Here is a 16,444-nt window from a genome sequence, read left to right as displayed (position 1 = left end):
CAGGTGTTATACCAAAAATCTGATTTTTAAAATCCCTTTATATTTTTTGGGATTTCCCCCCACATTCCCACACTTCTTGCTCTCATTCTTAAAAGGGGTAATTAACCCGAATTTGGTATTATTCTTGGGCATTTTGCTTTTACTAGTACATTACATGTTAAATACACTACAAAATTATTTTAACGCTGACAACTTAGTCACATAAGTTTTATTAATATACTTATTCCATTTTTCTTGCAACTATTTAGGGCTTGCTATTTGCGTAACATAGCGTTAGCTAAAAAAGTAGAGTTTCGCAGATGTAGAAGCCAAACAGCTTGTTTTTATGGTAGTTTCATCCCTTAGTTTCTAATTTAACTAGCGATATCGCCGACTAAAATACAAGGTTTTGGAAACTATAAAGCTTACTATTTATCTATAGCAAAACCATATCACTTTTCTATATTTCTGCAAATAAAATCCTTAACTGAATGATATTTACACATAAAAAGATATCAACAATCTTCTCTAAATTTTTTTCTGATAATAGTTATAGAATTTATTATATTTAATAAATACATACACTATTAGTGTAAGCATTTTAATAAAAATACTAGCTGAAAAAGCCACAAGCTCAATTTAAGCAACTCAACATTGTCAGACGCTGCAGTAATTTTATAAAAATGTTACAAACAATATTAAAAAGCTGATTTTTTATTCAAAGGAAAGCAAAAACATGCTAATCAGTCTGTGACTTAAATCACAGTTTTTATTATATTTTACTAATTATTTGGCTTATACAAAAAATATATACCCCTAATCTCATTGTAAGCATTGATAATGAGTAAAATTATTATTAAAAACAGAAAAATGACAATTAAACTAATTATTTATATGGTGCTATTTCATCACGGGAAAAGTACATTAATGTAAAAAAATCAAAATCTAACGATAGAAGTAATTATGTTTATTTAAATAAATGTGTTTTCCTTATTGCAAGTTTTTTTTTAGCTTTTTATCCTTTAAAGCATTGCTATATATAGGTTTTTATATAGTGATTTTATTTCTAATTATCAGTGATAGGGTATAAATTAAATTTGTACGAGATAAAGAAAAATTAATGTTTTTTGTGCGCATATCATTTTGTAATTACTAAATAAATAAAAAGATATCCAGATATTTATTATTTGTAAATAAAATTTGCATGTGAGATAATACATATCTATCAAATGCCCTGAGAAATACTTAACTAACAACCATATTTCATGAAAAATATGGGATTTACATATCTAGGCAATTCATCCTATCTTAATAATACTTAGGTAAAATATCTTTTTATTTAAAGAGTAAATAAAGAATCGATATAAAATGTGATTCTAAGTCAGCTTCCTTATATCCTGTATATAAGATATCAATATAAGTGAATAGTTGATACATTATTAAGAATTAGAAATGAGAATATAAAGCTAGTATAAAATTTTCTTGAAAATTTGTTTTGGAGTATATAGATTATTGTTAATTTATTAGTTTATATATTTTTTATTTCTTAATAATTTAATTATTGTTCTTCTTATCCACTAATAAAAATAAAGAGGAATATACTTCCCAATCATAGTTCCAGGTGGTAATTCGAAATTTATTTAAGAGTAGATACATATGACAGTTTCATTAATTCCTTCAGCCAACCAAACTCGTTTTTTGATTCAGAAGCCTTCTCAAGAAAAGCAAAAGAATAATTCTGCATACTGCAGCATCCAGTGGCGACAGGGTCAACTGTTGGTAAAAGAACCCGGTCATTTAAAGCAACCATTTATGACTCCATTAGAGAATCAAGAATATTTAGTAAAGTGCTTAAAACATTCACCAGTGAATTTGGTTCGTATAGATCCGGTTTTAGGTGAAGCAAAGCTTAAACTGTGGGCTGATGCATGCGAACAAGCAAAAAAATCGATGTTTCTGTATGTGTCTCCTCAAGGACGAGAAAAAAAATCAAGTCACTTAATTTGGCAAATACTAAGACGAGTCAGTGAATGGTTGACTGCTTTAAGTCTCCTAATTTTATTAGCTCCATTAATGTTAGGAGTAATGGCGTTCATTCGTTTCAATTCCGAAGAATCACTATTTGAACGAAAATGGCATATCGGTAAAAGAGGAAGATTGTTTCGAATCTTTAAGTTTCGCACTTGCACAATTAATGATTCAAGTACCGATAGTAAATCCATCGACCATCAAGGAAGTTTCAATAAATTGCTGTACAAGTACGGTTTAGAAAATCTACCCCAACTTTTCAATGTAATTAGAGGAGAAATGATTTTGTTTGGACTCCCCTCTGTAGCATTAGAAGAAGCAGTGCGTCTCACTCCCCAAGAAGAATATAAATTAGATAGGTTGCCTGGAGTTATTAGCTCTTGGAATTTGGAATCAAAATTAAGCTTGTTGCAATTGGATAGTCAGATTAGCTAGTCCGACTCAAAGACTTGCGTCTCTTTTTTTAGTGGTGCAGCTGAACTATCTAAATTATTTGAACGAAAGGAATTGTTTTGCTGCTAATTGAACTTATCAATAACAACTCGATCGCGGTTATACTGATACTTGAGTGCTATATGTAAACGGAAGCAATAGCCTTTCAAATCTTGTCTTTATATTATTGTATTTGTGTGTAAATCCTATTATCAATAGCTTTTCTCAGTTGTTCGTGCAGAAATTTTTATTGTAATTTCGCACGAACTTTAGGCTGATTGATTTAATTTGATTTAATTTAAGCTCTGTATGGCTTTTATGCCTTAATTACAATCAAAACTTCTATGTCTCTTAAAATTACTAAGCCAGCACGTAATTTAATCAAACAGCTAGTAAAGGCTACCAGCTTTTGGCAAGATAATTATTTAATTCTAAGGGAATTTAAATCATTTCGTAGAATTACGATTAAAGCTATATTTTTCTCAATTATCGCGGCAACTTTTGAAGGCTTTAGTATCGGTTTTTTACTAAACTTTTTGCAGCAATTAACTAGTAATGGAGCGTCAGAAACAGGTATTGCATGGTTGGATATTCTAATTCAAAATTATGCCCCTGGAATCGACCCCATATATATAATATCTTTTTTGATTCTCCTCAGTACTTGGATTCGCGCGACAGCTAACTATTTTGGTGGAATATATACAGAAACTGCACAACTAACACTTGCAGATCGCTTGCGAAAGAGAATTTTTGACCAATTACAAGCTTTACCACTAAGTTATTTTACCGAAGCTCGCTGTGGAGAACTGGTAAATACAATGACCACAGAAATTGAGAGGTTAAAACAAATTTTTGGTGGTAGCTCTTTTGTTTTTACAAGAGCTTCAGTTGTGACTGTCTACTTTATTATTATGTTCAGGATTTCCTGGGAAATGTCCATATTGTCAATGATGATATTTGGACTTTTAGCCGTAGGAATTTCTACTCTTAATCGTAAAGTTAGAGAAACCAGTTTTGGTATTTCTGATGCTAATGGTAAATTAAACTCAACATCATTAGAGTTTATTAACGGCATACAAACAATCCATGCCAGTGCAACGCAAGAATTTGAGCGCCAACGTTTTTATAAAATTAGTCATCAATTACTTGATGCTTCAGTTAATGTTGTGCGAGCTTGGGCTGTTGTAAAGCCTATCGCTGAAAGTATAGGAATTACTGTCTTAATTAGTTTAATTGTTGTTTCTCTTTCTTTATTTACTTTACCGGCAGCCTCATTATTACTATTTTTCTTCATCTTGGCTAGAACAGTGCCAGCACTCCAAGATATTAATGGCACCCTGGCATTAATCAGTACTTTAGGTGGGTCGATGGAGAATATTAAAGAACTATTGAGAAGTGATAATAAAATTTACTTTGAAAATGGTAAAGTGCCTTTCACAGGATTAAAACGATCTATAGACTTAGTTGGTACTGATTTTAGTTACGATTCCCGTAATCCTGTATTGCAAAATATTTCTCTAGTAATTGAACGGGGAAAAATGACTGCTTTAGTTGGTAAATCTGGGAGTGGAAAAACTACATTAGCAGGTTTAATTCCCAGATTTCACGACGTTACAGGAGGACAAGTATTATTTGATGGAGTAGACGTACGGCAATTTGATGTTGATTCCTTACGTCGTAAAATGGCTGTAGTTAGCCAACATACTTTTATTTTCAATACTTCTGTACGTGATAATATTGCTTATGGTGTATTTGACGCTACAGAAGAACAAATTCGGGAAGCTGCGAGATTAGCGAATGCCCTTGATTTTATAGAAGAAATGCCCAATGGTTTTGATACGGTGTTGGGCGATCGGGGAGCACGCTTATCAGGGGGACAGCAACAGCGAATTGCGATCGCTCGTGCTTTATTAAGGAATCCAGAAATTTTGATTTTAGATGAAGCCACTAGCGCCTTGGATTCAGTCTCAGAAAGTTTAATTCAGGAATCGTTAGAAAAATTGGCAGTTGGGCGCACAGTAATTGCGATCGCTCACCGCCTTTCAACAATTGCCAAAGCTGACAAAGTGGTCGTACTGGAGCAGGGACATGTTGTCGAACAAGGTAGTTACCAAGAACTACTGCAAGAACGTGGCGCATTATGGGAGTATCACTGCAAACAGCACGAGCTAAGTCAAGCCAGCCTCTAAAAAATTGATGTACGTGTATTGTTACTTTTTAAACCCGAAGCCTCGATCTGGCGTTCGGTTTTTTTGGTTAGCAAAAAGTACATAGTTTTGATATATGTGTGCAGTCAACATATGATGTTGCTGACATCTTATATTTTTTGTGTTGCAACACGATCGCAGATAATCTACAGAATATAGGACTACGCAGTTGGGCTAGAACATTGATGAACCCTGTTTGTCCTGCTGACACGACGCGTTTAGGCTAACGCCGACGCCGCAGGTTCTAGCTGCGCTACCTACGGATCCGGAGCCGCTAATGACTTGCACGTAGCGCTATATTATTTCTTCTGAGCATTTTTGGCATAATTATCATGCGAATTGTCATTAAAAATTTTGTCTTCGGAATAATATTTATAGAAATAAATCCTTCGTATGTTAAAGCTTTTATCAAGAAGATTGGGCTTTAAATTTTAATTTAAAAAAGACAAAGTAAATATATCCCGTTTTATATTTGACTTTTGATATATATGTAGAAGGTATTTTAAGGGTAATCAAATAAGCTCCTATAGTTTTGATTCTCTGGAAATTATTTCTATAAAAGAGTTAGTTTAAATTATTTATTTAAAAGCTATAAATAGAAATCGCTAACAAGATTTTTATTTCTGTTGTTACCCTTAAAGTATCGTATCATGATTTTTGATTAAGACTTAAACATATCATATATAGCAATCCTATTTTAAATGTGAACAATTATTACCTTCAAACCCAAGCCCAGAGATAATTTCTGTTTATAAATAATTTAGGATTACTATATATTCTGATTTAGTTTTGAGTACTTGAACTAAGAAAGTACAAGAAGTTTACATGTTCAATAAATAAGTGTACTCAAACCAACTTTCTGAATTCAAAATTGATAATAATTAGTGTTCCAAGGAATTGATAAAAATGAAGTTTTCTATAATTATTTCTAATTACAATTATGCTCGATATCTGAATGCTGCTATTGAATCGGTGATCGCCCAAAGCTATCAAAACTTTGAAATCATAGTAGTAGATGATGGGTCTAAAGATAACAGCCGAGAAGTTATTCTTAAATTACAAGAAAAATATCCAAACAAAATCAAGGCGATTTTTCAGGAAAATCAAGGACAAGGTGGTGCATTCAATACAGGTTTCCAAGCTTCCAGTGGTGAGATAATAGCTTTTTTAGATGCTGACGACGTTTGGAAGCCAAATAAATTACAGCAGATTGTAGAAGTTTTTCAACAACCTGAAATTGTAGGAGTAATGCACCTTTTAGAGGAAGTTGATTCTGATGGAAATCTGCTTACAACTAAATCTCCCAAAAGGTATAAACTGGGCGAAGATTTAGCAAAGATCGTGATACAAACAGGAAATGCTTGGAATTTTCCTCCTACTTCAGCTCTAAGCTACCGTCGCAGCATTCTCGAACAAGTATTTCCTATCGATCCCGTTAGATGGAGAATATGGGCGGATGGCTGTTTGATATACAGCACTGCTTTTTTGGGAAAAATTAAAACAATTAATTTAGTTCTTGGAGGTTATCGCATCCATGGTGCAAATAATCATGCTTCTGCAGAGGTGACAAGTGAGCAAATAACCAAAGCTCTATTGGGTGTAGAAATGACAAATCAATATGTTAATGAATTTTTGGAAAATATAAATTATCCCCATAGAGTAGATTTATCTCGTAATCTCCAGCTGCGGCGAGAGCAATATTACCAACAAAAAACATGGAAATTCGGTGAAATTTGCGCGATTTCACGCTTAATACTTGGATGGAGATTCTACTATTGGTATGAAAAAATTTATTATTTGATGCGTTTTTGGGCAAAAAATTTGAATATATATTTTCGGAACAACTTTCTTTACAGTAAAAAGAACACAAAACAGTTTGCAGAATAGTTTTTTTTTTGGGATTTACTCACTTGTGTAATTTTCAATTCTAAATGTATTTACTTTTTTCCCTTATATATTCCTTGTTTTTGAATAATTACGTAATTCCTTAAATTACTAATATGATATAAAAATCACAGAAGTTCGGAATATATAATTTAAGAAAGGAAGAACTATATGTACACTATCAGAGAATTTTTAGCAAACTTAACTTAAGATCGATAAGGTTAACTTTGCTGCAAGCAGGGAACTTACAAATTTCGAGTTCAATATGACTGAGGATATCAAATCATCACAACCACTAGTAAGTATTGTGACTCCTACTTATAACCGACCAGATTATTTGCTGGTTGCTTTGAAAAGTGCGGTTAGTCAAACATACCAAAATATTGAAATTATTGTTTCTGATAACTGTAGTCCAGAGAATCCCCAAAAAATTATTGATTCCTTTCAAGATCCAAGAATTCGTTTCTTCCGTAACGAGAAAAACTTGGGTATGTTCCCTAATACAATGAAAGCCTTTAAAATGGCTCGGGGAAAATATGTTGCAAGTCTTCTAGATGATGATATGTGGGGGGAAGAATTTTTGGCAAAGCTTGTCCCTCCACTAGAGGCAAATCCCAATTTATCATTAGCTTTTTGCGACCACTATATCATTGATGCAAATGGTGAGGTTGATATTGCTGCAACTAGAAGATGTTCTAATTCTTATAAACGCAACAGTCTTGCGGAAGGGATTTATCAACCTTTTTTCCAACAAGCTTTATTGGATCGCTCAGTTTCCACTGCAACTGCAGCAGTAATGCGTCGAGATTTTATTAACTGGGATCTCATCCCTGCAGAAGTGGGGGGTTCTTGGGATGTTTATTTAAACTATTTGTTTTGTCGCTCCGGTAATGGTGCTTATTATTGTCCGGAAAAACTAACTTTTTATCGCGAGCACGAGCAAACGGACACTATGCAGAGTGGGAAGCTTAACTTTAAAGCCAAAATTCGTAAAGCAAAAGCTGATATTTTTTGCTACGAACAATTTATGGCTGATGAACGTCTGCAAGAATTTAAACCTCATTTTCAACAGCAATGGGCACAAGTAAGCACTAATTTGGGTATTGGTTTAATGCGTTCCCAAGAACTTGAGGCTGCACGTCCTTATTTTTGGCGTTCATTAAAACAAAAACTTCACTGGCGGACTATGGTTGCTTTAATCCTAAGCTTTACTAGCCCAAAAATAGCTACAAAGTTTTAAGTTTATTTTCTATTTATTGGTATTTTTTGATAAATGATGGGGAGGGGTTAGATAAATTGAACTTAAGAATATATATTTTGCGGTTTTATTGTTCCCATATGATTTCTAATGAAAACTAAAAAAATACGTTAAATACTTAGTATTGTGAGCAATAGTATGATAATAAATGAAATAATTATGGAGAGTGAATAATATCAAATATATTGAATTTATCAGTTAACTCTTAATATTTATAAGTCCGGACTTAGACACGAATAATTTATATAGCGATTGATTTATTTTGATGAGGTAAAAATAATGCGAATATCAGCCTGTATTACAACAAGAAATCGTACTCACAAGTTAGATGATTGTCTAAAAGCATTGTGGGACTCTAGTGTTAAGCCCGAATCAGTAATTGTTTCGGACGATTCTCCTACAATTGAAGTTCAAAGGCAAAATAAAGAAATAGTTGAGAAATACCCAGGCACAATCTATATTATTGGTCCCCGTCGTGGTGTGTGTGCAAACCGCAATAACGCTGTGAATGCTGTTGGAGAATCTGAAGCTGATTTTGTCGCTTTCGTTGATGATGACATTTGTGTAGAATCTGATTTTATAGCTTCTGCGATTAAGGAGTATGAAAAACTTCCAGAAACTCAAAGAAAATCTACTATACTCTCTGGAATTAGTAAGTTTGGTGATACTGATGGAGCACTTTTACCATCCAAGCTAAGTTTTCAAGGATATTTTCAAGCTAGTGATATTCCAGAAACTGTTGTCATTCATGCAGCAATATTCCCAAGACATTTCTTTGTTGAAGAACAGTGGGATGAAAACATATATTTTGGCTATGAAGATGCAGAACTATGTTTGCGAGCGATTAAGCGTGGTTATAAAATACTACCTTGCTCTACATTAATAGTGAACAGCACTATCGAAGAATCTAGTACTCTTTATAGCCCTGGTATTGGTGCTGTAAGTAATTATGAATTACATATAGAAGCCGCTAGACTTTATGTTGGTATTAAGCGATACAAAAACTTATTTCCTAATACTTTTAAACTAATAGCCTTTGTTGTATTTTATTTCATACATATGACTGGTTACTTGTTCAAGAAAGGTGCGATTCAAGCTTGGCCAGAAATTATTCGTCGTGCAGACATTGGTAAACTATGGAATCCATCTTCTGTTTAATTTTGCATCAATAAGTATTTGATTATTAAATATAGTTGGGTATTCCAAATATTTGGGCATTAAAAATATATTTTCGTTGTTATATGTCTGTACTTTTGCAATCGTAAATAAAAGATTCAGGATAGATTAAGTGTGAAGCTGTGTATTGTTACCCATAGTGTTGTAAAAGGTGATGGCCAGGGTAGAGTAAATTATGAAGTTACTCAAGAAGCACTCGCGCGCGGGCATCAAGTTACTTTAATCGCCTCCCGAGTTGCACCAGAATTACAAGAAAACGATCTAGTTAATTGGATTCCAATTTATGTTAAAGGCTTACCTACGGAATTATTTCGTAACCTCCTGTTTGCTTGGCGCAGTAGTAACTGGCTTCAAAAACATCGTTCTGAAATAGATTTAGTTAAAGCAAATGGTGCTATTACCTGGGCTAAGGGGGAGGTTAATGCCGTACATTTCGTTCATAGTTCTTGGTTAAAATTTACCACCAAAAAAACTGAAGATTCATCCAACAATCAACTAGTTAATCCCCGAAAAATTTTCTACGATTTTTATCAGTGGTTTTATACCGCATTAAATTCTCATTGGGAGAAGAAAGCTTTTCAAGAAGCACAAACAGTAGTAGCAGTTTCGAATAAAGTTGGTGAAGATTTATTAGAAATTGGCGTCCCACAAGAATCAATAAGGGTGATAGCTAATGGTGTGGATCTACAGGAATTTACGCCGGGAAATTGCGATCGCCACAGGTGGAATCTACCCCAAGAAGTTCCGTTAGCATTATTTGCTGGGGATATCAGAATCAAACGCAAAAATTTAGATACAGTGCTACGCGCTTTAGTAAAAGTCCCTGAATTACATTTAGCAGTAGCTGGAGTGACTGAGGGTAGCCCGTATTTGGACTTAGCAGCATCTTTAAACTTAAGTAAGCGAGTTCATTTTTTGGGTTATCGACCAGATGTTCCCCAATTAATGAAAACAGCCGACTTTTTGGTATTTCCTTCCCGCTATGAACCTTTTGGGTTAGTAATAATAGAAGCAATGGCTACAGGTATACCAGTAATCACCGCCAGTTCAACAGGAGCTGCAGACTTGGTAAAACCAGAGGCTGGAATAGTAATATCAGATGCCGAAGATGTTGAAGCATTGACAGAAGCATTGCAAATCCTAACGAGTAATCCCGAGCTAAGAAATAAAATGGGACAAGCAGCCAGAGCAATTGCCGAAAAACATAGCTGGAAATTGATGGCGCAGAACTACGTGGATTTATTTGAGGAGATTGAGCATTAATGAGTATTGCGGTTATTGTACCTACTTATCGCCGCCCAAAAGATTTGGTGCGGTGTCTGGAAGCCTTGCAAAAGCAAAATCGACTTGCTGATGAGGTTATAGTAATAGTTCGGGATACGGATGCTAATACTTGGTCTTTTTTAGAAAACTTCGACCCCAATGTTTTACCATTACAGATTGTAAAAGTTACTGTACCTGGGGTGGTTGCTGCTATGAATGCTGGAATTGACAATGCTTCATCTGAAATTATTGCTTTTACAGACGATGATGCAGAACCACACAGTGAATGGTTAGCAAAAATAGAAGCTCACTACTTAAAGGATGATCAGGTTGGTGGTGTTGGTGGACGTGACTGGGTTTACCATGGGAACGACCTAGAAGATGGTGCTTCTAATAAAGTTGGTCGTTTGTTGTGGTTTGGCAAAACTGTCGGAAATCATCATATTGGTGTTGGGGAACCCCGAGAAGTTGATATCCTTAAAGGGGTAAATATGAGTTTTCGCCGCGCAGCCATGGGAGAATGGCGTTTTGACAAGCGAATGCTTGGTAGTGGCGCGCAAGTACATTTTGAAGTTGAGTTTTGCCTGAAGCTAAAAAGGGCTGGTTGGAAATTAATTTACGATCCTAATATTGCGGTTAATCATTATCCTGCTCAGCGTTTTGATGAAGATAAGCGTAATTCTTTTAATAGAAGGGCTTTAGCCAATGCTGTACATAATGAAACATTAGCTTTGTTAGAACATTTGTCGCCCCTACGAAAACTAGTGTTTTTACTATGGTCGATACTTGTAGGAACCCGCGACTCAATGGGTTTTGTACAATGGCTGCGCTTTTTACCTACCCAAGGTTTACTTGCGAGTCAGAAATTGCTTGCATCTTTACAGGGTAGATGGGAAGGCTGGCAAACTTGGCAAGCAACAAAATTTTGATAAGTTGTTTTTAGCTAGCATTGTTTCCAATTACCACGTTGATTATTAAAATTACTTCTACCTGGGTATAAACGATCCCAAAACAAAAATATAATCTAAAAAAATACATCCAAAAAAATATCTAGCAAAAACATCCAGATAGTGACATATAAAGCCTAATTGCTAAACAATTTCGTCGTGGAGCAGATGTAGAGTGAATCACAGCCACACACCAGGAAACTCACAACCCCAAAAAAAATTCCCCTTCGGTTTAGAACCACCTTTAGCCTGGGCAGCGATTTTCTCGTTTATTTTATTCACAACAGTATGTACTTTAGCCGGTGCTGGAAGTATTCTCCGTCCGGGGTACGTTTTATTTTCTTTTGCTGTGGGTATTCTGTTATATTTACGATACCCCATGCTCTACATCAGTTTTACTTGGTGGCTTTGGTTTATAACGCCTTTTGTTTCCCGTATGATAGATTTAAAGGCTGGTTGGGATCCCAGTCGCTTTATGCTGGTTTCTCAATTTTTAGTTACTTTAATCACCCTTCATACTGCTTTGAAATACCTACCAAAATCTCTCCGGGAAGGTGGTTTACCATTTGTATTGGCTTTTATCGCAATATTTTATGGCTTTTTCATCGGACTAATTAAAGCTCCTTCAGTCATGATTGCAACTAGGGGACTTTTGGACTGGTTAACTCCGATTAGTTTTGCCTTTTATTTATTTATTAACTGGCGTAGTTATCCCGAATATCGGAAGAATACTCAACGTACTTTTCTTTGGGGCGCACTAATCATGGGGCTTTATGGTATGTACCAGTATTTGGTCGCCCCGGATTGGGATGTATTTTGGCTTGAAAGTACTAAGTTAAATTCGATGGGTAGTCCAGAACCTTTAGGTCTGCGTGTGTGGAGTACAATGGCATCTCCAGCTCCCTTTGCGTCAGTAATGATGGCTGCTTTGATTTTACTTTTCAACAATGATAATAAGGACTTCTTCCGTTTACCTGCAACTGCTGCAGGTTATGTTGCGTTTTTGTTGACCACTGTCCGTACTTTGTGGGGTGGATGGTTTGTTGCAGTAGTTTCTTTCTTTGGTTCCCTTAAATCAAACTTACAAATACGCTTAATCATAACCTTCCTAATCATGGCATTGTGCGTACTTCCACTGCTGACTGTTGAAGAGTTTTCTGAACCAATCTTTGATCGCTTTGAAACTTTTGGTAATTTGGAGAATGATAATAGTGCCCAAATTAGGCAAAAAATATATGAAGAAGGTTTAAATAAAGCTTTGACCGATCCATTGGGCAACGGTATTGGCAATACATATATTATTAACAAAAAAGGTTTACTAGAACAGCTAGTAGTTGATAGTGGATTTTTAGATACATTCTTCACCCTGGGTTGGTTTGGAGTTACTTTTTACCTAGGCGGACTTTTGTTATTAATTTATAAAATATTTCAATTTACGGAAGTACGTTTTGATTCATTCATGGCAGCTGCTAGAGGTATTAGTACTGGTATGGTTTGTACTCTTTTGGGTAGTAGTGGAATGCTAGGAGTTCCTGGTATGGTTATGTGGGGTTTCTTTGCAATGGTTTTAGCTGGGCATAAATATCATTTAGCTCAACGTTATTCTCAATTCAACCACCATCAGTACAACAACCACCAGTATAATAATCATCAGCAATCACAATAAAAATAACGAATTTCAGTTAAGCCAGATACAGCTAAAACACTAGAAATTAAAGTATTAGAAATCAAGGTAAAATACCCTACTTATAGCTCCTGACTTCTTAAATCCACTAAAATAATTTTTCAGAAGATTATATTCAAATAAAAAACACTTGTTGTAAAAAAGAGAAACAAGTGCAGTCAAAAAATTATTGGGACTTAAAATAGTTTATAGCTCTAAATTCCAGAACCATCTAAAAATTCTTCTATAGCTTTATCTTCCAAATCACAACTTGTGTGATCGTGTTGTAAATGATGACCTTCTTCAAATAAATGAGTTTGAGATAAATGCGATTGATTTAAAGTTGTTGTAGCCGTTGCTAAATAATTCTTTGAAGGGACTGTTTGTGATTCTTGCAGTAACTGGACTTGCTCCTCAAGATATTCAATTTTATCAACTAATGCACGAATCACTTGTGCTTCTGCGTCTGGGAGTCTTCCATGTTCTAATGGATCTACACGCTCTCCAGAACGATAAACAATTCTTCCAGGAATCCCAACAACTGTACAGTCAGAAGGGACATCGCGTAGTACAACGGAACCAGCACCAATTCGCACATTGTTACCTATTTGAATATTACCTAGAACCTTTGCTCCAGCTCCCACAACTACACATTCGCCTAAGGTTGGATGGCGTTTACCACATTCTTTACCTGTTCCACCAAGGGTTACACCTTGATAAATGAGTGCGTAATCTCCTACGATCGCAGTCTCACCAATAACTACACCCATTCCGTGGTCTATAAACACGCCTTTCCCAATGACAGCTCCTGGATGAATTTCAATTCCAGTTAGTAAACGAGCAATATGGGAAATGAATCGGGGAAGAAATGGTACGCCAAGATGATATAACCAATGGGCTAGACGATGGAATAGCAGAACTTGTAAACCGGGATAGCAGAATAATATTTCTAGCCAATTCCGTGCGGCGGGATCGCGTTCAAAAATGATGCGAAAATCTGCAAGCATTGTAGATAGCACAATACGGTACCGATAAATTTTGCTAAATAAGCTATGACTATCTTAGCGCTCTGAGGTCATTTATTTAGAAAAACGAAAAATCAGACTTTTCAGGCTAATTTTACTCAAACAAATGAGCATTTTCACAATAATGAGATCGGTTAACAGTAAAGTTATAAGTAAAATTAGCGTAATTTTACCCAAAGCTTATGGGGAGAAAATAATTCTCCCACTAATATTTCACTTGATTTTTTACTTCAGATTGTGAAGCATTTGGGAAGAAACAGCAGAGGGACTACATCGATTTTGCCACCAATTTAAAGCTTTATGATGCAGTTCCTCCAAGCGTTGTGTATCTCCTAGTAACGATTCTAAAAGCTGAGGTAGTTTGTTCCAATCATTCAGATAAATAGCTGGAGAATCTTTATAAAACCAATAATTAGGCACAGGCTCAGATATTAAGATACATCCATAACGCAGGGCTTCAAAGTAACGAAAGGTTTCCAATGAAGTTCCCCGAGGGGATAAACAAATTTTTGTATTCATCAACCTTTCAGAATAATCTCCAAATTCCGAAGTTTTTTCCGCATGGGGAAAACTGGATGTCAATCGCACGTCAACATTATATTGCTCAGCACCCTGCCATTTTGAAACGCATGAGACCATCGATTGTCTAGATACCATTTTCGGACTTTTAAAGAACCCAAACATTTTGAGCAATCCTTGTTTAGGCGAATTTTTCAGACTACCGATAAAGGACACATCACAAGTTCTTTCCAAAATGGGAACAGTTGGTAAGTCGGACTGTCTAAAATAACCAAGAGGAAACGGAAAAACATTTTTGCTTTTGACTCTCCATGTTTTCAGACGCTTAAATACAACTCTGATATATTGCAATAAAATCAGCGAGTTAAGATAAAGATTAGATTGATGAAACTCAAGGGTTGGAGTTGAGCCGTAACATTTAAATACTGCTAGTACATCGGATGCATAACTTGGTGTTCTACACCATTCATCTCCCAACAAAAAAACAATCAGATTTTGCAATTTATCTGAGGAAAATTGTGGTATCTCGTCCACTCTTCTGGTCAGTAAGAAATGATAATCTTTATGAGAAATATCTAAAGCCACAAAGTCTTGGATGATTTTGTAGAAATACAATAAATTAAAGTCTAAAGTGTATGGACAGGCTTCTATAACCTCTGAGAGAGGAGCAACTTCACCGTTAGGTAAATGTACTTCACAAGTTCTTATTTTCGCTATATTGCGTTGGGTATTTAAATCGAATGTCATAACTAATAGTAAATTATTATTGACTTTTGACGATAATTACCCAGAACAGCCACCTAAAATTTAAGAAATAATAAATGATTAATATAAGTCAATATCTACAGTACTTTAAGGCATAAATATTATTACTTCACTTTCTTCTATTTATTATTTTTATTTAGTATGCTGACAAATCGATACAGTAAATAAATAACCAGTTTTCTTAACAACGACCTAGCTTGTTGAGATTAAGACTTTGATGTCGTGAAAAATTATAATTATAATTATTAATTAATTTACATCCAAGATGAATTAGGAAAAGAGTAGAAAAAGCAAAAAAATTAAATTTATGTCTTATGTGAATTAGAAGCTGAAATAACCTAAATTCCTAGGAATAATCACAAACGTGATTTAAGCCGGTTCTTGAAACCCTTGATATTACAAGGCTGAATTTAATTCACATTAGCCGTAAATCAGAAGTACTTTATTTACTAATACCAAGCTAATTCTTATCTTTAGAACTCAAAAAAGAAAAAATATAAGATATATTTATTTTTCTTCTGGTAGTACAGCACCTAATTGATGTTCATCAAAAAAATTACATTACTTTAGTCGCAAGTTAATAATGCCATTTACTTATTGCTTGATTTTGTTTACATTAACTATGAAATATGGTAGCACACAAACAATCATGAATTCGGTGCTTCAATAAGTAGTTACAGTTGTTTTTATTTTTTATTTTTTGGTCTCTAATTCTTGTTCGATAAAAATGCTGTATTCACGGCGCATCCCGGACTTAAATGTCCCAATCCAAAGCTTGTATTCTCCTGATTTGAGGTTAGAGACTTCAACACTAGCATCTTTGCTATCCCCAGTGTCATCACCACAAAAAACTTCTTTATTACCTGGTCCTTGAAGCAACAAGGTGGTGTCATAACCGCCACTATCAACTTGAAGTGACAACCGGGAAAAATCTTTTTCTAGAACTAAAATATGGTCTGGCTTTGTATCAGCAAAACCAATGCATAAGTTTCTATCGCGATCGCGGTTGCTAATAGCTGATAGAGAGTAAGAACCACCTGTGTGCCCTGTTACTTTCATTTTTCCAACGGACTTGAAGTCAGGTGATAAAGTTAATTTACCAAAGTGAGCAGTATCTGCAGACACTGGATTAAAAGTCCATATTGCAGAAAATACACTGAGGAATAACAAATAATTTAAAGCCTTGTATTGCTGTAAACGAAGGCGTAAACTCTTAATCATAAACCTCCGCTGCATAAATTAATTAATGTAGTTTTTTATATTCTAGTATTTTAGCTAAAAAAGTAATAAGAATTTAA

General features: G+C 34.9%; 11 protein-coding genes. 8 read left to right on the top strand and 3 right to left on the bottom strand.

What is annotated here, in order from left to right; translation table 11 throughout:
- The first annotated feature begins 1,635 nt into the window (after positions 1–1,635).
- The 8 genes from hepC to QNJ50_RS05800 all read left to right on the top strand — a co-directional run bounded on the left by hepC (position 1,636) and on the right by QNJ50_RS05800 (position 12,840).
- Positions 1,636–2,442 (top strand): heterocyst development glycosyltransferase HepC, encoded by an 807-nt coding sequence (gene hepC / locus QNJ50_RS05835; RefSeq protein ID WP_300633113.1) that lies wholly within the window; start codon positions 1,636–1,638, stop codon positions 2,440–2,442.
- Positions 2,443–2,783: 341 nt separating this feature from the next.
- On the top strand, positions 2,784–4,628 hold the full coding sequence (gene hepA / locus QNJ50_RS05830) for a heterocyst formation ABC transporter subunit HepA (RefSeq protein ID WP_300633111.1): 1,845 nt from the start codon (positions 2,784–2,786) through the stop codon (positions 4,626–4,628).
- Between the two features lie 924 nt (positions 4,629–5,552).
- Positions 5,553–6,533 carry a glycosyltransferase family 2 protein gene (locus tag QNJ50_RS05825; RefSeq protein ID WP_300633109.1) on the top strand — a complete coding sequence of 327 codons (981 nt, stop codon included), beginning with the start codon at positions 5,553–5,555 and terminating at the stop codon, positions 6,531–6,533.
- A gap of 262 nt (positions 6,534–6,795) precedes the next feature.
- The gene (locus QNJ50_RS05820) at positions 6,796–7,770 is read left to right on the top strand and encodes a glycosyltransferase family 2 protein (RefSeq protein ID WP_300633108.1); all 975 of its coding nucleotides are present in this window, start codon (positions 6,796–6,798) and stop codon (positions 7,768–7,770) included.
- 297 nt (positions 7,771–8,067) lie between these two features.
- A complete protein-coding gene (locus tag QNJ50_RS05815) occupies positions 8,068–8,946 on the top strand; it encodes a glycosyltransferase (protein ID WP_300633107.1) in 879 nt (292 codons plus the stop codon).
- Positions 8,947–9,078: 132 nt separating this feature from the next.
- Positions 9,079–10,227: a glycosyltransferase family 4 protein gene (locus QNJ50_RS05810; protein ID WP_300633105.1), complete on the top strand. Its 1,149-nt coding sequence runs from the start codon at positions 9,079–9,081 to the stop codon at positions 10,225–10,227.
- Positions 10,227–11,156 carry a glycosyltransferase gene (locus QNJ50_RS05805; RefSeq protein WP_300633104.1) on the top strand — a complete coding sequence of 310 codons (930 nt, stop codon included), beginning with the start codon at positions 10,227–10,229 and terminating at the stop codon, positions 11,154–11,156. Before QNJ50_RS05810 ends, QNJ50_RS05805 begins: the two co-directional genes overlap by 1 nt.
- A gap of 193 nt (positions 11,157–11,349) precedes the next feature.
- The gene (locus QNJ50_RS05800) at positions 11,350–12,840 is read left to right on the top strand and encodes an O-antigen ligase family protein (RefSeq protein ID WP_300633103.1); all 1,491 of its coding nucleotides are present in this window, start codon (positions 11,350–11,352) and stop codon (positions 12,838–12,840) included.
- 212 nt (positions 12,841–13,052) lie between these two features.
- Here QNJ50_RS05800 and cysE read toward each other — a convergent pair whose 3' ends face one another.
- From cysE to QNJ50_RS05785, 3 genes are all read right to left on the bottom strand, one after another.
- Positions 13,053–13,856, bottom strand: coding sequence for a serine O-acetyltransferase (cysE, locus tag QNJ50_RS05795; RefSeq protein WP_300633102.1), 804 nt, complete (start codon positions 13,854–13,856; stop codon positions 13,053–13,055).
- A gap of 231 nt (positions 13,857–14,087) precedes the next feature.
- Positions 14,088–15,128: a hypothetical protein gene (locus QNJ50_RS05790; protein ID WP_300633101.1), complete on the bottom strand. Its 1,041-nt coding sequence runs from the start codon at positions 15,126–15,128 to the stop codon at positions 14,088–14,090.
- Between the two features lie 711 nt (positions 15,129–15,839).
- Positions 15,840–16,367 carry a hypothetical protein gene (locus tag QNJ50_RS05785; protein ID WP_300633099.1) on the bottom strand — a complete coding sequence of 176 codons (528 nt, stop codon included), beginning with the start codon at positions 16,365–16,367 and terminating at the stop codon, positions 15,840–15,842.
- Positions 16,368–16,444: the final 77 nt, after the last annotated feature.

It is taken from the genome of Mastigocoleus sp. MO_188.B34 (assembly GCF_030065675.1).
In the GTDB taxonomy this organism is placed as follows: Bacteria; Cyanobacteriota; Cyanobacteriia; order Cyanobacteriales; family Nostocaceae; genus Mastigocoleus.
Note: the sequence above shows the minus strand (reverse complement) of the source record. Positions and strands in the feature narration are given on the sequence as shown.